This window comes from Anaerotaenia torta (assembly GCF_050433395.1).
Taxonomy (GTDB): Bacteria; Bacillota; Clostridia; order Lachnospirales; family Lachnospiraceae; genus Mobilitalea; species Mobilitalea torta.
Map to the genome: position 1 here is coordinate 274,248 of NZ_JBNPXH010000001.1, position 19,603 is coordinate 293,850.

Annotated in this window: 16 protein-coding genes; 15 read left to right on the forward strand and 1 reads right to left on the reverse strand. The window is 48.3% G+C overall.

All coding sequences use genetic code 11. From position 1 onward, the window contains the following. The first annotated feature begins 100 nt into the window (after nt 1–100). The 8 genes from HNQ56_RS01200 (at nt 101) to alsK (ending at nt 8,790) form a co-directional block, all read left to right on the forward strand. Nucleotides 101–997 carry a ribokinase gene (locus HNQ56_RS01200; RefSeq protein ID WP_429141947.1) on the forward strand — a complete coding sequence of 299 codons (897 nt, stop codon included), beginning with the start codon at nt 101–103 and terminating at the stop codon, nt 995–997. Nucleotides 998–1,014: 17 nt separating this feature from the next. Continuing rightward, nucleotides 1,015–4,062: an alpha-mannosidase gene (locus tag HNQ56_RS01205; RefSeq protein ID WP_429141949.1), complete on the forward strand. Its 3,048-nt coding sequence runs from the start codon at nt 1,015–1,017 to the stop codon at nt 4,060–4,062. 4 nt (nt 4,063–4,066) lie between these two features. After that, a complete protein-coding gene (rpiB, locus tag HNQ56_RS01210) occupies nt 4,067–4,510 on the forward strand; it encodes a ribose 5-phosphate isomerase B (protein ID WP_429141951.1) in 444 nt (147 codons plus the stop codon). Nucleotides 4,511–4,534: 24 nt separating this feature from the next. Next, the gene (locus HNQ56_RS01215; protein WP_429141953.1) at nt 4,535–5,200 is read left to right on the forward strand and encodes a DUF4867 family protein; all 666 of its coding nucleotides are present in this window, start codon (nt 4,535–4,537) and stop codon (nt 5,198–5,200) included. A 46-nt stretch (nt 5,201–5,246) separates the two neighbouring features. Continuing rightward, nucleotides 5,247–5,927, forward strand: a complete 681-nt coding sequence (locus tag HNQ56_RS01220) for a D-lyxose/D-mannose family sugar isomerase (protein ID WP_429141955.1) — start codon at nt 5,247–5,249, stop codon at nt 5,925–5,927. A gap of 117 nt (nt 5,928–6,044) precedes the next feature. After that, entirely contained in the window at nt 6,045–7,052 is a 1,008-nt protein-coding gene (locus HNQ56_RS01225) for a LacI family DNA-binding transcriptional regulator (RefSeq protein ID WP_429141957.1), read from the forward strand. A gap of 53 nt (nt 7,053–7,105) precedes the next feature. After that, on the forward strand, nt 7,106–7,789 hold the full coding sequence (alsE, locus tag HNQ56_RS01230; protein ID WP_429141959.1) for a D-allulose 6-phosphate 3-epimerase: 684 nt from the start codon (nt 7,106–7,108) through the stop codon (nt 7,787–7,789). Nucleotides 7,790–7,851: 62 nt separating this feature from the next. Then, nucleotides 7,852–8,790, forward strand: a complete 939-nt coding sequence (gene alsK / locus HNQ56_RS01235) for an allose kinase (RefSeq protein WP_429141961.1) — start codon at nt 7,852–7,854, stop codon at nt 8,788–8,790. Here the strand turns inward: alsK and HNQ56_RS01240 are convergent. Continuing rightward, the gene (locus HNQ56_RS01240; protein WP_429141963.1) at nt 8,787–9,662 is read right to left on the reverse strand and encodes a glycyl-radical enzyme activating protein; all 876 of its coding nucleotides are present in this window, start codon (nt 9,660–9,662) and stop codon (nt 8,787–8,789) included. The genes alsK and HNQ56_RS01240 overlap by 4 nt on opposite strands. Before the next feature lie 191 nt (nt 9,663–9,853). Between HNQ56_RS01240 and HNQ56_RS01245 the strand changes: the two genes are divergently transcribed. From HNQ56_RS01245 to HNQ56_RS01275, 7 genes are all read left to right on the forward strand, one after another. Beyond that, nucleotides 9,854–12,055: a pyruvate formate lyase family protein gene (locus tag HNQ56_RS01245; RefSeq protein WP_429141965.1), complete on the forward strand. Its 2,202-nt coding sequence runs from the start codon at nt 9,854–9,856 to the stop codon at nt 12,053–12,055. Between the two features lie 100 nt (nt 12,056–12,155). Beyond that, nucleotides 12,156–12,398, forward strand: coding sequence for a type II toxin-antitoxin system Phd/YefM family antitoxin (locus HNQ56_RS01250; protein ID WP_429141967.1), 243 nt, complete (start codon nt 12,156–12,158; stop codon nt 12,396–12,398). Nucleotides 12,399–12,633: 235 nt separating this feature from the next. Then, complete coding sequence (locus tag HNQ56_RS01255; protein ID WP_429141968.1) at nt 12,634–12,855, forward strand: hypothetical protein; 222 nt, start codon at nt 12,634–12,636, stop codon at nt 12,853–12,855. 26 nt (nt 12,856–12,881) lie between these two features. Continuing rightward, nucleotides 12,882–14,984, forward strand: coding sequence for a serine hydrolase domain-containing protein (locus HNQ56_RS01260; RefSeq protein ID WP_429141970.1), 2,103 nt, complete (start codon nt 12,882–12,884; stop codon nt 14,982–14,984). A gap of 306 nt (nt 14,985–15,290) precedes the next feature. Next, a complete protein-coding gene (locus HNQ56_RS01265; RefSeq protein WP_429141972.1) occupies nt 15,291–16,001 on the forward strand; it encodes a LytR/AlgR family response regulator transcription factor in 711 nt (236 codons plus the stop codon). Continuing rightward, the gene (locus HNQ56_RS01270; protein WP_429141974.1) at nt 15,998–17,806 is read left to right on the forward strand and encodes an ABC transporter ATP-binding protein; all 1,809 of its coding nucleotides are present in this window, start codon (nt 15,998–16,000) and stop codon (nt 17,804–17,806) included. Before HNQ56_RS01265 ends, HNQ56_RS01270 begins: the two co-directional genes overlap by 4 nt. Nucleotide 17,807: 1 nt before the next feature. After that, nucleotides 17,808–19,589 (forward strand): ABC transporter ATP-binding protein, encoded by a 1,782-nt coding sequence (locus HNQ56_RS01275; RefSeq protein WP_429141976.1) that lies wholly within the window; start codon nt 17,808–17,810, stop codon nt 19,587–19,589. Nucleotides 19,590–19,603 lie beyond the last annotated feature (14 nt).

The window sequence follows — 19,603 nt, forward strand, 5'->3', positions numbered from 1 at the left end:
TGTAACCCGGCTTCCCTTACCTGTGTCAAGCTGGGGCAGAGAAGCCGTTTACAACACCCGAATGAATTTCTGAAGGAGTTCATTTTAAACGGAGGCAGTGATGAAGATATTAAATTTTGGTTCCCTGAACCTTGATTTTGTATATGAGGTGGATCATTTTGTCAGAGGCGGAGAGACTCTTTCCTCCTCAAAGCTTACGAAATTCTGCGGGGGCAAGGGACTGAACCAGTCACTGGCTCTGGCAAGGGCGGGAGCGAGAGTATACCATGCCGGCTGTGTCGGAGCGGACGGCGGAGCGCTCACCGGGCTTCTGAAAGAAGCCGGGGTGGACTGCACCCTGATCGATACCGTGGAAGAGGTTTCCGGTCATGCCATTATCCAGGTGGATAAAAAGGGGGAGAATTGTATCCTTCTCTACGGCGGAGCAAATCATGGCATTACGGAGGAGCAGATTGAAAGAGTGCTGTCACATTGTGAGGCGGGGGATTACCTGCTGCTGCAGAATGAGATCAGCCGCCTGGATGTTATTATGGAGAGGGCTTCCCGTGCCGGTATGAAAATTGTATTAAATCCCTCCCCTGTTTCAGAAAATCTGAGGCAATTGCCCTTGGATAAAGTTGATTATTTTATATTGAATGAGATAGAAGGAAAAGAGCTGACAGGCAGGGAGGAACCCGATGAGATCCTTGCGGGGCTGAGAAGCCGATATCCCCAGAGTACGGTTGTTCTGACCCTTGGAAGCAAAGGGGCCGTATATGATGACGGAAGCATGCGCTGCGCCCATGGAATCTATGATGTAAAAACCGTGGATACCACAGCGGCGGGAGATACCTTTACCGGATATTTCATGCATGAGCTTACCTCCGGAGGTTCTCCTGAGGAAGCACTCCGGATCGCCTCCAAGGCAGCAGCCCTGGCGGTGTCAAGAATGGGAGCTGCCCCTTCCATTCCGGTACGGAAGGAAGTCACGGAAGCACAGTTGGAGTTGAGAAAATAAAGGAAGGGCCGGTACCGATGGAGCAGTTTAGAATAAATGAGGAAAGTTTCACCCGAATACGTGAAAAATTAGAACAGGGCGTCTATCAGACGGTGGCCGGGCTGTCCATGGAGGCATACCGGACGAAGGAGCCCGTGCCCTATGAGGACAGGAAAAGCGGCGAGTATTTTATACCGAAGGCAGGGGAGACCTGGGGTGAGTTATTTGACTGTGCCTGGTTCCACTTTACCGGAAAAGTGCCGGAAGAGGCCAAAGGAAAGAAATGCGTCCTTCTCATTGATTTCTCAGGCGAAGGCCTGGTCTATGCTCCGGACGGAAGGATCCTTCAGGGACTGACCAGCACCACCTCCCGCAATGAATTTCCCCTGGGACTGTGGGGAAAGCGCGCGGTAGAGGTATCCGACTGTGTCTGGGGGATGGATGATACTATCATTGACATCTGGGTGGATGCAGGCTGCAATGATCTGGAGGGCCAGTACCGGAATGACGGTAAGGTCAAGGAAGCGGTCATTGCCACGGTGGATCTGAAATGCCGTGAGCTGTTCTACGACTGGGTGGTCTGCCAGAGCCTGTATGTGGGGCTTTGTGAAAACAATGATCCCTATGGGGACGAATTAGCGCCGATCCTGCTGGAAGCGCAGGAGACCCTGTCGGAGCTGACGCCGGCTTCCATGGAGAAGGCAAGGGAGCTTCTGCAGGAGATATTATCCCGGGGCAATGAGAATCCGGCCATGATGTATTCCTCCATCGGTCACTCCCATTTGGATCTGTTGTTTTTATGGCCCCAGAGAGAGACCATCCGAAAGGCCGCCAGAACCTGCTCCACCGTATTAAAGCTGATGGATATCTATCCGGAATACAAATTCGGCTGCAGCCAGGCGCCCCTGTATGTTTGGCTGAAACGGGATTATCCCCGGATCTATGACCGGATCTGTGAGAAGATCCGGGAAGGCAGGTGGGAGGTTCAGGGAGCGTTCTGGGTGGAATGCGACACCAATATTCCCTCAGGAGAGGCTCTTGTCCGCCAGCTTCTGTACGGCAAAGAATTCTTTCAAAAGGAATTCGGGCTGGAGATGAAGATTGGATTTTTGCCGGATGTATTTGGATATTCGGCTGCCCTGCCCCAGCTGCTCAGTAAAACGGAAACTCCTTATTTTATGACCCAGAAGATGTCCTGGAACGACACCAACCGGTTTCCCAGAACCACCTTCCGGTGGCAGGGACCGGACGGCAGCGAGGTCTTAACCCATATGCCCCCAGAGGATAGCTATACCAGCGCGGCTGTCCCCCAGATGGCCATCTACGGCCAATACCATAACAAAGATCTGGACCGCTGTAAGGAAGCTCTGATGCTGTTCGGCCTTGGGGACGGCGGAGGCGGGCCGGGCTATGAGCATTTTGAACGGAAGAGGCGCATGAAGAATCTGAAGGGCTGTCCTCCCCACCGGGATGAATTCGTCGTTGATTTCTTCCGGCGGATCGAAGGGGACAGGGAGAATTACCGGAACTGGTCCGGTGAATTCTATCTGGAGAGACACCAGGGAACCTATACTTCCATTGCGGAGATTAAGTTAAATAACCGCCGGACAGAGCAGAAGCTCCACACCCTGGAGTGGCTGTCGGTGCTGGCGGAGGTCCGGTGCGGACGCCCCTATCCGAAGGAGAGGCTGGAGGAGATCTGGAAGGAAATTCTCCTCTACCAGTTCCATGACTGTCTTCCCGGATCTTCTATTGCGAGAGTATACCGGGAGGTGAACGGCCGGTATGAGGTCATTCTGTCAGAGATTGACCTGGAAATTAAGGAGATTCTGGAGCTGCTTTCAGCAACTCTGGATACCCGTTCCTGCAGGGAGCCGGTACTGCTCTGCAATCCCACTGGCTTTGCCCGCAGGGAAGAGCTTACCGTGGGCGGCAGACAGATCCAGGCGGAAATCCCCGCTTACGGAATTCTCCTCTGTGATCTGGCGGATGCCGCAGAGGGATCCGAGGAAGCCGGTTCGGAGCTGGTTCTGGAAAATGAGCTGGTGCGGGCGGAATTCACCCCGAACGGAACGCTGGCCTCCCTGATCCATAAGGTGACGGGCTTTGACATGATAAAAGAGGGAAGCGAAGGAAACAGACTCTGCCTGTATCCGGATGAGCTGACCCATTGGGATATTAACAAGGATTATTTGAAGGCCCCGCCGGTGCCGGTCGCCCCGGTTTCTGCAAAAGGTTTTCGGCAGGCGGGAGTGAGCGGGATTCGTTTCCGCTATCTGGCCGGTGATTCTGCCATCCATCAGACGGTGACCTTAAAGGAGCATTCCGCCAGAATTGATTTTGATACCGAGGTTGACTGGAAGGAAGAATATCAGATGCTCCGGGTGGACTTTCCGGTGTCCGTCCTTACGGACACCGCCGAATGTGAGATCCAGTTCGGACATGTGAAGCGTCCGACCCATACCAATACCAGCTGGGATGAGGCTAAATTTGAGGTATGCGCCCATAAATGGGCGGATCTGTCCGACGGAGGCAGCGGCATCGCACTTTTAAATGACTGCAAGTACGGCTATAAGCTATGGAATAACACTCTGGATCTATGTCTCCTTCGGAGTCAGAATTGTCCCTGCGAACAGGGGGACAGGGGAAAGCACCGCTTTATTTACTCGATTTATCCCCATACCGGAGACGTCATTCAAGGCGGGGTAGTACGGGAAGGATTTTTGTTGAATTATCCTGTTATTATTGAGCCGGCGGCAAAAGAAGCAGAAGCCGCAGGGAAAGAGACAGAAACTGGAATGACAGAACAGGGAACCGTGATCCATTCTCCTGTGACAGTGGATTGCTCCAATATCGTCATAGACACCATCAAAAAGGCGCAATCCGGGGAAGGTTATATCGTCAGATTTTATGAAGCCGGAGGACGGAGAACGAAGGCCAGAATTACTTTAGAGGGCTACGAGGCGGTGAGCCTCTGCAACCTGCTGGAGAAACCGTATTCCGGGTGCGGCAAAGCTTCCCTGGAGCTGGAATTCCAGAGGTTTGAGGTGCACACCCTGCTAATCCGCCCCAGCCAGAAAGGATAAGGAAATGAAGATAGCGATAGGAAATGATCATGTGGCGCTGGAAATGAAATTAAGTGTGAAGGAATATCTGGAGAGCCTGGGACACACGGTTGCGGATTACGGCACCCACAACGGGGAAAGAACCGATTATCCCATCTACGGGGAGGCAGTGGCCCGTGCGGTAGCCGGCGGGGAAGCTGACTGCGGTATTCTGATCTGCGGCACCGGTGTCGGCATCTCGCTGGCCGCCAATAAGGTGAAGGGAATCCGTGCGGTAGTGTGCAGCGAGCCCTACAGCGCCAGATTGTCCAAGGAGCATAACAACACGAATATACTGGCCTTCGGCGCCAGAGTCGTGGGGCTGGATCTGGCGAAGATGATTGTCGGCCAGTGGCTGTCGGCCGAATTTGAAGGCGGAAGACATGCAAAGCGGGTAGAGATGATTGCAGAGATAGAAAATAAAGAATAGCATCGGAGAACAGGAGGAGAGAGAATGGAACGAAAAAGCGTAAAGGACCGTTCATTTCAAAGATATGGAAGAATCCTGAAAGATGTGGACCTGACCGGGCTTCTGGAGGTCCTGAAGCAGACCCACTGCCCGCCGGAAGCGGACTCTCCCGGGAAGACGGACATGGGGGAAGCGGTGGAATATGTGGCCTCACTGGATGTGCTGGAAGCGACGGAAGCCGCCGGGGAGATCAGGAAGCATTATTACGGCGGAATGCCCATTGAAGTGGGGTATTGCAACGGACATAACTGGACCTTGAATGCCTTGGAATATCATAAGGATTCGGAAATAAATATTGCCGCAACGGATGCGGTGCTTCTGCTGGGAGATCTCCGGGACATAACGGAGGATCTTACCTATGACACCTCTCTTGTGGAAGCCTTTCATCTTCCCGCGGGCATGGCGGTGGAGCTCTATGCCACAACACTGCATTATGCGCCCTGCAGCTACGGCCCGGGAGGTTTTCAGGTAGGAATCGTCCTGCCGAGGGGAACCAACGGTGAACTGGAGGAAAAACCGGAGGAAATCGGAGCAAGCCGCTTGCTGTTCGCGGTCAATAAATGGCTGCTGGCTCACGGGGAGGCACAGATTACGGGGGCTCACATCGGACTCAGAGGAGAAAATATTCAGCTGCCCAGGAAGATTTCCTGAGACAGGAAAGCCGGCAAAAGCTTGCGGAAAGAGAGGAAAATAGAAGATGAAACGGTCTGAGATCAACAGAGTCATAAAAGAAAGTGAAGCGTTTATTCAGAAGCAGGGATTTGCACTTCCTCCCTTCGCCTCCTGGACAGTGCAGGACTGGCAGCAGAAGGGGAAGGAATGCGATGAGATCAGAGATAATATGTTGGGATGGGATATCACGGATTTCGGCCGCGGCGATTTTGACCATACGGGGCTTACGTTAATCACCATCCGTAACGGTAATCCGGCGGACAGCAGATATGAGAAGACTTATGCGGAGAAAATCCTCATCAGCCGGGAAGGCCAGATCTGTCCCATGCATTTTCATTGGAACAAGATGGAGGATATCATCAACCGGGGCGGCGGAATCCTCATGATGCAGCTCTATAATTCCACGGAGAACGAAGAGCTGGCTGATACGGATGTCCACATTGTCAGCGACGGTGTGGAGCTTACCCTGAAGGCGGGAACCGTATTAGAGCTTCAGCCCGGCAGCAGCGTAACCTTAACCAGGGGCCTGTACCATTCCTTCTGGGCGAAGGAAGGCTTCGGAACCGTTATGATAGGAGAGGTCAGCCAATGCAATGACGATAATGCGGATAATCGTTTCCTGGAAAAGGGCGGACGCTTTCCCAGGATAGAAGAGGACGAGGAGCCTTACCGTCTTCTTTGCAATGAGTATCCCAAAGCAAGATAGGGAAAAAGGTGAGAAACAAGGAAATATTAGCTAAAGGTAGAATTATTTGACATATGAAAAGCAAATTGATACAATACTTTTAGTTGGATGAAACGATTTCGTAAAGGCGGGCTGTTTATGAAGAATAAGATATCAATCAAAGGAATATCCGAGCTGGCGGGCGTATCCATAGCCACCGTATCCAGGATTATTAATGAGAATGGCCGTTATTCCAAGGAAACGGAAGAGAGAGTCAAGAAGATCATTGAGGAGTATGATTATATTCCCGATATGGTGGCAAAGGGCCTTCGAACCAAGAAGATGACCAATATCGGCATTATTGTACCGGAGATTACCAATGAATTCTTTGTAAAGCTTGCCTATGAGATAGAAATTAATTTATTCCGGTCCGGATACAGTTCCTTTATCTGTAATACCAATGAGGACGTTGAGATGGAGCAGAAAAGGCTTCAGATGATGAGAATGCAGAATGTAAGCGGGCTGATCTATATATCGGGAGGTTCCAGCGGCGTAACGGAATATATCCAGGATATTCCCACCGTATTTATTGACCGTACGCCGCCGGTCATAAACGACACAGACAATCAATTTATTATTATTGAATCAGATAATGTCCAGGGAGGCTATCTGGCTACCAGAGAGTTATTGGATAAGGGCTGCAGAAAAATCATTATGCTTACGGATTACCGCAGACTTTCCAGCCAGAAGGCCCGTATCGAGGGCTATGAGAAGGCCCACAGGGAGTCCGGCATTGCTGTGAATCCGGATTATGTCATTAACCTGGATAAGATGAATTTTGAGACCGCATTTGCCGCTGTTTCAAAGCTGCTGGAGGAGGGCGTTCCCTTTGACGGTATCTTTGCGACTACGGACTGGCTGGCACTGGGAAGCTACGCAGCGCTGAATAAGAAGGGAATTAAGATACCCCGGGAGGTTAAGATCGTGGGGTATGATGATATCAGTGTATCGGAATTCAATGCGCTGCCGATTACAACGATTCACCAGCAGATTGATGTGATCGGAAAGACGGCGGTGGATTATATGCTTCAACTCCTGAAGGATAACCCCATTGAAGAAAAGAAGCTGTGTGTTCCGGTGTATCTGGTAAAGCGCCAGTCAACTTGAGCCGTCCGCAAGACATCTGCCCCAGGCCTCTTTCGCAGCAGAAAGGAGCAGACATGAAAAAACCAATATTCGGCGCTTCCCTCATGTGTATGGATTTATTGCATGTGGAGGATCAGCTGAAGATACTGAACAACAGAATAGATATGTACCATGCGGATATTATGGATGGTCATTATGCAAAAAATATAACCCTGTCCCCTGTATTTGTGCAGGCATGTTCCAAGGCAGCGGCCAAGCCCATAGAATGCCACCTTATGGTGGAGCATCCGGGAGATTATATCGAGGAACTGGCAAAAGCCGGGGCCAGCATTATCAGCTGCCATGCGGAAACGATTAACCATGAGGCATTCCGTTTAATTGACAAGATCGAGACATTAGGGTGTCAGTTTGGTGTAACGCTTAACCCCGCCACCCCTCTTGTATATGTAAAACATTATTTAAATCATGTAAAGCTGCTGACGATTATGACCGTGGATATCGGATATTCCGGCAGCAAATTTGTCCCGGAGGTTCTGGATAAGATCCGGGAGGCGAAGGCTTACCGGGAGGAGCATAACCTGGATTATATCATACAGGTGGACGGAGCCTGCAACATTGCCAATTTTAAAGCAATGGATGAAGCCGGAGCCGAAGCATATGTTATGGGCAATACCGGACTGTTCGGGCTGGCCCCGGACTTAAACGAGGCGATAGATCTTATGTACCGTGATTTTGAGACAGCGGTCAGCCCAGGCTGACCGCCCGTACGCGCCCTGCGGAATAAGAGCGTATCAGTATGAAACGAAAAGAGGAGATAAGGATGCGAATAAAATGTGTAATAGGTTTGGATATCGGGGGCACCTACTGCCGGATGGGGATAGTAGACCGGCTGAACAAGCTGTATCATCCATATATATGCAGTATTACTGATTTACAGAGCGATAACCATTTTATTAATGGGCTGATGGATTTTATAGAATCATATATGGAGATGCATCAGAAGGAGTTTGATATCCAGGCTATTTCCATGGGCTTCCCTTCTACCATTGATCATGACCGCAGGGTTCTGCTTTCCACACCGAATATTGACGGCCTTGATAATATCCCCATTGTAGATCTGTGTGAGGAGAGATTCCGGATTCCCGTATATATCAACCGGGATGTGAATATGCTCATGTACCATGATCTTGACAACCTGGAGATCCCGAAGGGTGATCTGACCCTGGGCTTTTATATAGGAACCGGTTTTGGCAATGCGATTTATATAAACGATGAAATTCTGTTGGGAAAACATGGAGTTGCCGGTGAGCTGGGGCATATGCCCACCTTAGGAAGCAAAAAAAAATGCTCCTGCGGAAACGAGGGCTGCATCGAGGCCATAGCAGCCGGACGTTATCTGGAGGAGCTGTGCCGGACAAAATTTGCCGGTACGAATATTAAGGACATCTATGTGAAGCACGGGGATACGGAGAAGATCAGAGAGCAGGTGGAATATCTGTCCATACCCATTGCCACGGAAATTAATATTTTTGATCCGGATCATATTATTCTGGGAGGAGGAATTCTGCAGATGGAAGGCTTTCCGAAGAAGCTTCTGGAGGAATTCATTATTAAACACTCAAGAAAGCCCTACCCGGCCTATGGGCTACATATTCTTTATGCCCGGGATGAGCAGGAGAATGGCATCATAGGCGCGGGACTCTATGGATATCATCGATTGAACGCGGAGAAAAAGAAGCTCCTGCTGGCGGCGGACTAATCCGACAGCATGGAATTCCAGAGGGCGGTCTGCTGGGGAGTCGCACCCGGCTGCTCCTTCAGGGAATAATCGAGGCCGACGCGGGACCATTTGTCCAGACCTAATAAATGGTAGGGCATTACCTCAAGCTTCCGGATGACCGGATAGCGCTGCCGGATCGCCTTAGCCGCGGCGAAATGCTCCGGGTTATCGTTAAAGCCTGGGATAATGGGCAGGCGCAGGATAACAGGCTTATTCATGGACTGGATATAATCCAGAGCCTTCCGCCAGAGTCTTCCGTCCCCTGTTCCGGGGATCTTAGATAAGGCTTCCGGATCCTCTGTCTTATAGTCCAGAAGAAAGAGATCGGTAAGGGGAAGGATTTGTTCAAGGATGGGTTTGCGGACATAGCCGTTGGTTTCAACGCAGGTATGCAGACCGTGTTCCTTGGAGAGCGTCAGAAGCTCCAGCAGGAATTCCGGCTGGGAGGTGGGCTCGCCGCCGGAGAAGGTAACACCTCCATGGCTGGCATCATAATAGTCCTTATCCTTTAAAATGATTTGGAGGATTTCCTCCGCCGGCATCTCCTGCCCGATGAGGGAAAGGGCGCCGGTGGGGCATACCCCGATGCAGGCTTTGCTGACATTGCATTTTTGAAAGTCCACCCGGTGAAGCTGATTTGGAAAGCTGTGAACCTGATTGGGGCACACAGAGCCGCACCGTCCGCAATGAATACATTTGCCGGCGATATATTGAAGCTGGGGCTTTTGCAGAAAGGATTCCGGATTGTGGCACCAGGGACAGCGGAGATTGCAGCCCTTAAGAAAGACGGTGGTACGGATACCGGGGCCGTCGTTATAACTGCATCGTTGAATATCAAAAATAATTCCCATAAAAACACCTCTTCTAATGGTACGTTAAGCTCTCGGCTACTGCTTGATATTAATATATATATATTAGTATAGATCAGTCAGGAAGTCAATCATTGTGAAGAGACAGTCAAGAAAGGCGGCAGTGTATCGTTACTGATATTGGTTCAGAGGGTGACAGGGCGGGGCTGCAGCCAGGACAGGAGGTAAAAAGCATGTTATCATTTTATGAATATCTCACAAGCTTTACAAAAACCTATCAGGAGCATGAAAGCAGCCACAAAGCCATCCGTGAGGCGGAGTGCCTGAAGGTGATGAGCAAATATCAGTTTATCCCCATGGAGCAGGAGGATCTTCTTGCCGGAAGAAAGCGGGTTGTGGAAGTGGGTTTTTCCAATGAACCCTTGCTGGGACGGAGCGTAGGATACTTTTATGATGAAGTGCGTTCGGAGGAGGCCTGGATACGGGAAGGCTGTACGCCGGAGCAGATCGGGGAGATGAAGGAGCTGCTGGAGTTCTGGAAGACACAGGAGACCAGGTACCGGCTGCGGCAGGCATTTCCCGAATACATGAAGCAGGCATTGCCGGAGGATATCTACTGGATGCATTCCCAGATAGCCTTCCCGCTGTACCGGGTGGTGGGAGCCTATCTGGATTATGATAAGCTTCTTGCATTGGGGCTGGGCGGACTGAAGGAAGAGATAAGGGGATATAGAAGGGCAGCAGAGGCTTCCGGCCAAAAGGCCGAGCTATATATGGCTATGGAGATGGCCCTGGATACCCTGTCATCTGTCTGCATTCAGTATGCGAAAGAGGCGGAGCAAGCGGGAAGAACCCAGCTGGCAGAGATTTTGAACAAGATCGCAAGCCAGGCGCCGGAGACCTTTGTGGAAGCCATGCAGCTGGTATGGCTTTACGCGCTCATCAGCGGAGTATTGAATTATGGAAGGATGGACAGCTATCTGGGAGAATTCCTGGTCAGGGATTATGAGCTGGGAAGGATTACGGAGGAAGAGGCCCTTCGCTATGTCCAATCCCTGTGGAAGCTCATCGCTGACAGAAATACGGTATTTCACGGACGTGTCATTATCGGAGGAAAGGGACGGAAGCAGGAGAATGCGGCGGATGCCTTTGCCCTGCTTGCCATAGAAGCTTCCAGAACCGTGAAAGAAATAGAACCCCAGCTTTCCCTGCGGTTTTATGAGGGACAGAATCCCCTTCTGCTGGAGAAGGCCTACCAGTGCATCAGCGAGGGCAGAACCTATCCCATGCTCTATCATGATGAGGTGAATATTCCTGCAGTGCAGCAGGCATTTGGAGTGCCGGAGGAAGAAGCGGTGGAATATATGATGTTTGGCTGCGGGGAATATGTAATCAATAAGAAAAGCATCGGCTCCCCCAACGGCATCATCAATCTTTTAAAAGCCCTGGAAGTAACCATGTTCAACGGCTATGACATTCGGGATGAAAAGGATATGGGCTTAAAGCTGGGCTCCCTGACGGATTTTGAGACCTTTGAGGAATTCTACCGGGCCTATCAGAAGCAGCTGACTTATTATATCGAGATTCTAGGGGAGCAGCAGAAGCTGGAATATGATTTTGTGGCAGAAACGGCTCCTCTGCTGTACATCAGCATTCTCTTTGACAATTGTCTGGAGCGCGGAAAGGGTGTGCTGGAGGGCGGAGCCAAATACCTGGGGGGCACTCTGGAGACCTATGGCAATATCAATACCTCTAACAGCCTGTATGCCATCAAGGAAGTGGTGTATGAAAAGAAATTAATCAGCCGGGACACTCTGCTGAAAGCAATAAAAGCGGATTTTGAGGGATATGAGAAAGAACGTGATATCCTCTTAAAAGCTGAGAAATACGGGAATGACCTGGAAGGGGTGGATTCCCTTGCGGTGGATTTTCATAATTTCCTGTGCAATAAGGTGAAGGAGCAGAAGGACAGAATCGGACTTCATTCCTATCTGGTAGTCATCATTAATAATGAGGCCAATACCATACTGGGGGGCTTTACAGGGGCATCCGCAGATGGAAGAAGATCGGGTGAGCCTATGGCCAATGCCAATAATCCGGCCGGAGGAACGGATCAGAACGGGCTTACGGCAATGCTCAACTCCCTGACCAAACTAGATACTCATATCCATGCCGGAGCAGTCCAGAATATGACCCTCTCACGGGAACTGTTTACGCAGCATGAGGACATTTTAAAATGCATTCTGAAAACATATTTTACAAAAGGCGGCCAGCAGGCCATGATCAGTGTGCTTAACCGCCATGATCTTGAGAATGCCATGAAGGAGCCGGAGAAATACGGACATCTCATGGTGCGGGTAGGCGGCTTCAGTGCCAGGTTTGTAACCCTGTCACCCAATGTCCAAAAGGAAATAGCCTCCCGGACCCTGTATTAGCAGTTTATGTAAGGCTTCTTGTTTCCTAGAAGAAATAAAAATAGGTTGTATTATAGCTAGAATTTGCATATAATGAAAGTGAAAGAGAGATGTATGCAAAATGAAAGTGGATACTAATACAATGATCTCAATAACAGAAGCAAACCAGAATTTTTCTAAAGTTGCGAGAGTAGTTGATGAACATGGAACTGCAGTTATATTGAAAAATAATGTACCTCGATATCTTGTAATTGATTTCAGCAAAGCTGAAAAAGAAAAGATTGCGGCAACAGAAGATGTACTTGCCATATCGGAACGATTGATAAAGCAAAACATGGAAGCGTATGAGGTACTTGCGAAATGAAAACATATGCTCCAAAGAAATCAGATAAGAAATATTGAGGGTAGCCTAGAAATTGGCTACCCTGCTTTTTTTACATGAAGGGGAGTTTATTGGAATTTAATTAAAAAAGGAATAGGCTGGTTGGAAGAGAGAGAAGAATATGGTATGATGTGGTAAGACATGGCGGTGATGTAAGCGCACCTCCCGGATGAATTCAAGGGGCAGCAGGGGGCAGTAGAAGGGAGAAAGCAGAACAATGAAGAGAAAGAAAATCAGACTTATAATAATCTTAGTGATAGTGGCAGCCCTTCTGTTTCCGATACGGAATATCTATAAAGACGGAGGAACAACGACTTATACATCGCTAACCTATAAGATCATAAGGTGGAATAAAATGATTCATGTTGATGAAATGAAAACAGGAACGGAGATACATCTGTTCCCCAATAATTTTCATGATATAGAATACTACAATTAATGCAGATGCGAGGAGGAGAAGCTGATATGAATACCTTGATACGATGCAAGAAATGGATCAGAACCGGAATTGCTGCCGTACTGCTGCTGAGCATGGCGGTACTTCCCATTAACGCTGCAGCGTCGGAGAGTTGGAAGACGGCAAGTGCGGCCTCTGTCTATGAGGAGGTAGAGAAGCAGGCCCAGACAGCGGCCAAGATGCTGACCGCCCTGTATGGGGCAACCAGTGTACAGTACGCGCTGATGGACCAGGGCGAGATTGTGGTATCCGGGCAGGCGGGCGTGTACAGCAAGAAAGACAAGAATCTGCCGGACAGTGGGAATATGTATGGAATTGGCTCCGTGAGCAAGGTATTTACCGCTGCTGCCGTGATGCAGCTGGTGGATAGCGGGAAGGTGAAGCTGGATAAGCCGGTGATGCAATATCTCCCGGAATTTAAGATGGCGGATAAGAGATACAAGGAGATCACGGTCCGGATGCTTCTGAACCATTCCTCCGGTTTGCTGGGGAGCACCTTCAGCAATGCGATGCTGCTGGGGGATAATGATACCCTGAGTATGGACACTCTTCTGGAGAATCTGAAGAGCCAGCGGCTGAAGGCAGATCCCGGAGCCTTCAGCGTATACTGCAATGATGGATTCAGCCTGGCAGAGCTGCTGGTGGAGCGGGTAAGCGGACTCAGCTTCTCCGGGTATTTGAAGCAGTATGTTTCAGCCCCCTTGCAGTTGGAGAATACAAAGACTCCTCAGGATTCCTTTGACCGGGCACAGTTGGCTAAGACCTACAAAGCCGGCATTGAGATAGAGCTGCCGGCGGATACGGTGAATGCCATCGGAGCAGGCGGGATCTATTCCACAGCCGAAGACCTATGCCGTTTTGCACAAATTTTTCAATATAATGAGGAAAATGAGGTTTTAACCCGGACCTCGGCAAAGGCCATGGCCAAGAGTGAATACAAATCCGGCCTGTGGTATCCCGGGTCCAGCTCCCAGGTCTACTATGGTCTGGGCTGGGACAGCGTGGACACCTATCCCTTCCAGGAGTACGGAATCAAGGCACTGGTTAAGGGCGGGGATACCCTGCTGTATCATGCAAGTCTGATTGTGCTGCCGGAGGAAGGGATGACAATGGCTGTTCTGCTGAGCGGCGCTGCCAGCACCTATGGACGGACCTTTGCCCAGAACGTCTTGCTTAAGGCTTTGCTGGCAAAGGGAAGGATCAGTGAGATAAAACCGGATAAAGCATTTACCGCCCCAGTGAAGACTGCTATGCCGAAGAGTGAGAAGAGCTATGAGGGTCTCTATGGTTTTTCCGGAGGAGTGGCTAAAATAGAAATCAGTGAATCGGGAAATTTAAATCTATATAACGGAAATACCCCGGTACAGAAATTTGTATATACCGGGGACGGCAAATTCTATGCCTCCGACGGAAGTGCCTATCTCTCCTTTTGCAAAGAAAGCAATGGCAATACCTATTTGTATCTGGAAAATTATGTTGGCTTACCGGGCCTGGGTCAGGTGGGAGATTCTAACTATCAGGCCCAGAAGATAGAGGCGAATCCCCTGTCTGAAAAGGTGAAATCAGCCTGGGATAAGAGGGCGGGAAAACGGTACTTCCTGATGAATGAAAAGTATTCCTCCCAGATCTATGCTCTTAGCTACCCGGCCATAAAAATTACTCTGTCGGAGTTTACGGAGGGGTATTGCTTCGGTGCCAGGATTATAAATGAGAATCAGGCTCAGACCCAGGTTCAGATTCCCGGCATGGCCGGAAGAGATCTGATGGACCTGCAATTTACCGCCAAATCAAAGACGGAATATCTGAGCATCGCAGGAGGATTATATATTGGAGAGGATGCGGTTAAGGCGATCTCCTCCAAGGATTCCTTCCAGATTACCATAGGAGCCGACGGCTATGCCTGCTGGTACAAAATCGGCTCGGCGGCGGGAGGCCGGAAGCTGAAGGTAACCGTGCCTAAGAATGCTTCCTTCAGTGTATATGACAGCAAGGACATTTGCACCTACTCTTCTCTGATCACTAAGGAAAATACGGTAACGCTGCCAAAGGGAGGATATATCGTATTTGCCGGGAACCAGGGAGCCAAGTTCAAGGTGAAGTATGTGGAATAGGAACAGCCATACAGCTTAAGGGATTACTTGCACAGCGATGTATGAAGTAAACTCTTGCGAGAAACGCCGTGAAATGATATGCTTCACGGTGTTTCTCGTTTTTGCGGGCATTCATCCTGCGGGCTCCCCCATAAAGTGGCAGTGTATCTCAATCTTTTGCCGGTACTTGCCGGAGATTCTGTCCGGCTCATGCATGAGTGATGTGATACACTGTATTGCCAGTTATGCGTTTTCAAATACCAGTTATGAAAAATTGATTAAAAAATCATATTTATGTATTATAATCTACCAAAAGGGGGGATGGCAGTGATACTAATCGGTATTTGTGATGGCGACACCGCCGTCCGTGTAATGTTATCCAATTTTATAAAAAGATATAAAAATGAAACCGGGTTGAATGTACAGGTACTGTCATACGATAACGGCGAAAAGCTGCTGCGCCATTATCCTTTTGAAATGGACTTGATTTTCCTTGAAATACCTTTTACAAAAATGAATGGGATCGAAATTGCCCGCCGCATCCGCGAGGTGGATGCTCATGTTGGAATCGTATTTTTGACTACTGTGTTGAATCATGTTCTGGAAGCCTACGAGGTGCGCGCGGATAATTATTTGATAAAACCCCTGCGGTATTCCCGTTTTTTAAAAGAGGTCGAACAGGCCCGGACACGGCGGGGACAAAACAGATTTTTCATTGAAACGAATGACAATGGAGTATATAAAATTTATACAAAGTCCATATGTTATATCGAAACAGAAGAACATAATACCAGAATTCATACCGAAGCAGATTCCATATTAAGCTATAAGCGGATGAAGGAACACGAACAAACCTTATTTGAACAATATTTCGTCCGTTGTCATACCGGGTTCATTGTAAATTTACTCTTTTTTGAAAAAATAGAACAAAATAATCTTATTCTGCTCTCCGGAGAGCGAATACCGGTTAGCCGTCACCGAAGGACAGAGATTGTCCGCAGAATAAAAACATTGTATTCGGAGGGAGCGGAATTATGAATAAGATAAAGGAATACCTTATCTCAATCGGATGGTCAATAAAATTAGCTTTGCGTATCAATGCGGGAGTTTTTCTCGGTTGGGGCTTATTCAGCATCTTGCTTGCGATTCTTCCGGCAGTCGCACTTAGTTATAACAGACAAGCAGTTTCTATCCTCTCAGCTTTTCTGTTAAGCGGTCATGGCAGTTTTCATGATGCAGTGCGATCTATCCTTGTTTTGGGCGTGATACTAACCGCAGTCGGATTATCAAAACGCATAAATGGTAATTTCTTGTATTTCGTCATGTATGATGCTTATTACTTTGGTCTTGAAGAATATATGATGGATGTGTTCCAAAGCATCGAAATCAAAACGCTTATGGATAAGAAGTATAAAGATGATTTTTGGGCTGCTTCAAACAGATGCGGTTCCCTTGCTGACTTTATGAGTTCCGGTACGCTGTTTCTTTCAAAGCTGGCTGGTGCAGTTTCGCTGCTTGTTGTAGCCTATCAAGTATCTCCGGTTATTTTCTTAATTGCATCCACTTACATTGCGGCCGTTCTGACTCTCAATTTTTTGTCTGCGGATAAAATTCGCTGGGACAGCCGTCCCTATGGTGAGGCATCACGTCTTTCCAATTATTATCAAAGCTCCGTGATGACACCGGGTGTGGCAAAAGAATTGCGGGTATACGGTCTGAGCAAAGAGACCATTTCTAAATGGGACAAAGCCTATGATAAGGTGGAGCAAATCGACCGGAAGTATGTAAGAATTCGCCAGTTGGTAGCATGTATCAGCGGTGCCGGATTTTATGTTTTTATGGCTGGGATGATGGCATATTGCATAGGCCGGGTAGCGGACGGCGGTATGTCCGTGGATGTATTTCTTATGCTTTATGCCATGGGACAAAGTATCAGCGAAGTGACACAGGTGCTGTCTTCCAGCTTTCAAGAAACAGATCGGGGATTGTTTTTCTTGAACATACAGAGAAAGTTTGTGAACTCTGTTCCTAAAACCGCCGAGGATTGGAAGGAAGGCTTCCAACCGGCCGACGAGGAGGTAGTTTTTCATGCGGATTCTGTCTGCTTCTCATACGATGATGAAAAAGAGGTCTTACATGATTTGTCCTTTTCCATAAAAAAGGGGGAAACCATTGCGTTAGTAGGCGTAAATGGAAGCGGCAAAACGACATTGGTTAAGCTGTTGATCGGCTTATTCTCTCCCGCAAAGGGAAACTTGCGTTTTTACGGTAAACCTTATGACCCCCAGACAAGAGGTGCAGTCATTCAGAGAGTAGGTATGTTTTTTCAAGACTTTCATATTTTCCACGCTACACTGCGAGAAAATGTTGGTTTCGGCGATCTTAAAAATCTTGGCAACACGGACCGGATTCTTCTCGCGATGCAAAAAGGCGGAGCCGATAAATTGCCGTCACGATTTCCGAAGGGAATGGAACAATGGCTATTGCGCAATGTCATAAAAGACGGTGCAATGTTGTCAGGCGGTGAAAAGCAACGAGTAGCAGTTTCACGCGCTCATATGAGCGATAAGGAAATTTTAATTTTTGATGAGCCCGCCGCCGCTCTTGATCCCATAGCAGAAATGAAGCAATTTCATGCAATCCGCGAGAAAATAGCAGGCCGTACCGCGATACTGATCAGTCACCGCGTTGGTTTTGCCCGCCTTGCAGATCGGATTTTCGTCCTGGATGGAGGTTACTTAACAGAATCCGGCACACATGAAGAGCTCATATCTAAAAGCGGAATTTATGCGGGGCTTTTCCGCGAACAAGCGCAGTGGTATGAAACGGAAGGGGGCGAATGATATGAACAGGATACAGGCACTTGTGAAAGCTTTTAAGGTCAGTATGAAAATCAAAGGCCCGGTTTCCATGATAATTAGTTTATTAGGATTTCCGGCCGCTCTGCTGCCTGTGTTGCTTGCCCAACGTCTGAGAGTGCTGACGGACGAATTGCAGATACTCTCTGGGACAAGAGGTAGTGCTGCGCCGGCATTGACTGTGTTTGCAACTCTCGTTGGTCTATATTTCGTCCAAATAATGATTATTAATATTCAACAATATACAAACGGCTTTGACGAAATAAAAATCCAAAGATATATCAATCGTACCATCATGCGGCATAAATGTGAAGTCAGATATAAATATATAGAAAACTATGACGATTTTCATAAACGAATTGCTTTTACCCACGAATACGCCGGGCGTACAATGGCAAGGTGCATCGGAAGCATGATAACAATTTTACAGCTTTTCGTTGCTTTTGTCGGCGCTTCCATGGCGTTATGGAGTATCAATCCGTTTATTGTAATTACGCTTTTCATCACCAGCGTTCCAGCCGCGATACTGGCATATTTCCAACAGGAAGAAACGTTCCGCGGCAGGGCGAAATGGATGGAAGAAGGGGCATTGGCCATACACTATTATCACATTCTCTCACCGGTGAATACATTTAACGGATTACAGGAAATACGGCATTTTGCTTTATTTGATTATCTTAAAGCGCGTTGGCGTGCTATAGCAGATGAATATATCCATTTGAAAAACAAAATTATGGTAAGGCATGTGAAGTTCAATACCGCTGCAGATTTCCTTCGAAGTGCTGTATACATCGGTATCCTTCTGATTGCTGCGTGGGAAATATATGAAAATCCTGCCATCGGGTTAGGCTCGTTCACATTGGTTTTTGCGCTGTCAGGACAATTACAAACCGTTACAGGCGATTGTCTGGTTGGCATTATGGTACTGGCACAGAACATCCCATACATGAAAGAATTTTTCTATCTGGAGGAATTGGAACGCGAACAGTATGACGAGAACAGCACAATTGCTGAAACCGGGGATATTTTTTTTGTGAAGGTAGGTTTTTCATACCCGAACTCGGATGTTGAGGTTTTGAAGGATATTACCATTCATATTAAAAACGGTGAAAAAATTGCCGTCGTTGGAGAAAACGGCAGCGGAAAATCGACTTTTATCAGTCTGCTCTGCGGTATGTTTGATCCCAAAACGGGGTATATCACCATTGATGGAAATAATGTATCGGAAAATCCGGCGGCGGTGCGTAATGCAGTTTCAGTTGTCTTTCAGGATTTTGCTCATTATGAAGCCAGTTTACGGGAGAATATCACCGTGTCTGACAAGAAATGCACTGCAACAGACGATGAAATAATGGATTTATTGAAAAAAATCAATGTAAATGATGTTGTCGAAGAACAACGCTATGGTCTCAACGAACTTGTAGGTTCCTTTTCTGAGAAAGCCAATAATTTATCGGGGGGACAATGGCAAAAAATCTCCATTGCCCGCGCCGCATACAGGCAGGACGCTAAAATAATGATACTGGATGAACCGACATCCGCACTGGACCCTGTTGCAGAGGCACAGCTATACCGTAATTTTGCTTCGCTGACGGGAAATAAAACTACGATTCTCATTTCACATAGGCTTGGCATCACAGCTATGGTTGACCGTATTCTCGTTTTCAAAGATGGAAGAATAGTTGAGGATGGCTCACATAAAACGCTTATGGCACAAAACGGTCACTATGCGGATATGTATCGTGCTCAAGCGCAATGGTATCAATAAAGCAAAAGAAGGGG

Bases quoted from the DNA above. Each gene is read 5' to 3' on its own strand.
- HNQ56_RS01250 (WP_429141967.1), top strand. From the start codon at position 12,156: ATGAAAGTGGATACTAATACAATGATCTCAATAACAGAAGCAAACCAG.
- HNQ56_RS01260 (WP_429141970.1), top strand. From the start codon at position 12,882: ATGAATACCTTGATACGATGCAAGAAATGGATCAGAACCGGAATTGCT.
- HNQ56_RS01240 (WP_429141963.1), bottom strand. From the start codon at position 9,662: ATGGGAATTATTTTTGATATTCAACGATGCAGTTATAACGACGGCCCC.
- HNQ56_RS01245 (WP_429141965.1), top strand. From the start codon at position 9,854: ATGTTATCATTTTATGAATATCTCACAAGCTTTACAAAAACCTATCAG.
- HNQ56_RS01255 (WP_429141968.1), top strand. From the start codon at position 12,634: ATGAAGAGAAAGAAAATCAGACTTATAATAATCTTAGTGATAGTGGCA.
- HNQ56_RS01270 (WP_429141974.1), top strand. From the start codon at position 15,998: ATGAATAAGATAAAGGAATACCTTATCTCAATCGGATGGTCAATAAAA.
- alsE (WP_429141959.1), top strand. From the start codon at position 7,106: ATGAAAAAACCAATATTCGGCGCTTCCCTCATGTGTATGGATTTATTG.
- HNQ56_RS01200 (WP_429141947.1), top strand. From the start codon at position 101: ATGAAGATATTAAATTTTGGTTCCCTGAACCTTGATTTTGTATATGAG.
- alsK (WP_429141961.1), top strand. From the start codon at position 7,852: ATGCGAATAAAATGTGTAATAGGTTTGGATATCGGGGGCACCTACTGC.
- HNQ56_RS01225 (WP_429141957.1), top strand. From the start codon at position 6,045: ATGAAGAATAAGATATCAATCAAAGGAATATCCGAGCTGGCGGGCGTA.
- HNQ56_RS01205 (WP_429141949.1), top strand. From the start codon at position 1,015: ATGGAGCAGTTTAGAATAAATGAGGAAAGTTTCACCCGAATACGTGAA.
- HNQ56_RS01275 (WP_429141976.1), top strand. From the start codon at position 17,808: ATGAACAGGATACAGGCACTTGTGAAAGCTTTTAAGGTCAGTATGAAA.
- HNQ56_RS01215 (WP_429141953.1), top strand. From the start codon at position 4,535: ATGGAACGAAAAAGCGTAAAGGACCGTTCATTTCAAAGATATGGAAGA.
- rpiB (WP_429141951.1), top strand. From the start codon at position 4,067: ATGAAGATAGCGATAGGAAATGATCATGTGGCGCTGGAAATGAAATTA.
- HNQ56_RS01220 (WP_429141955.1), top strand. From the start codon at position 5,247: ATGAAACGGTCTGAGATCAACAGAGTCATAAAAGAAAGTGAAGCGTTT.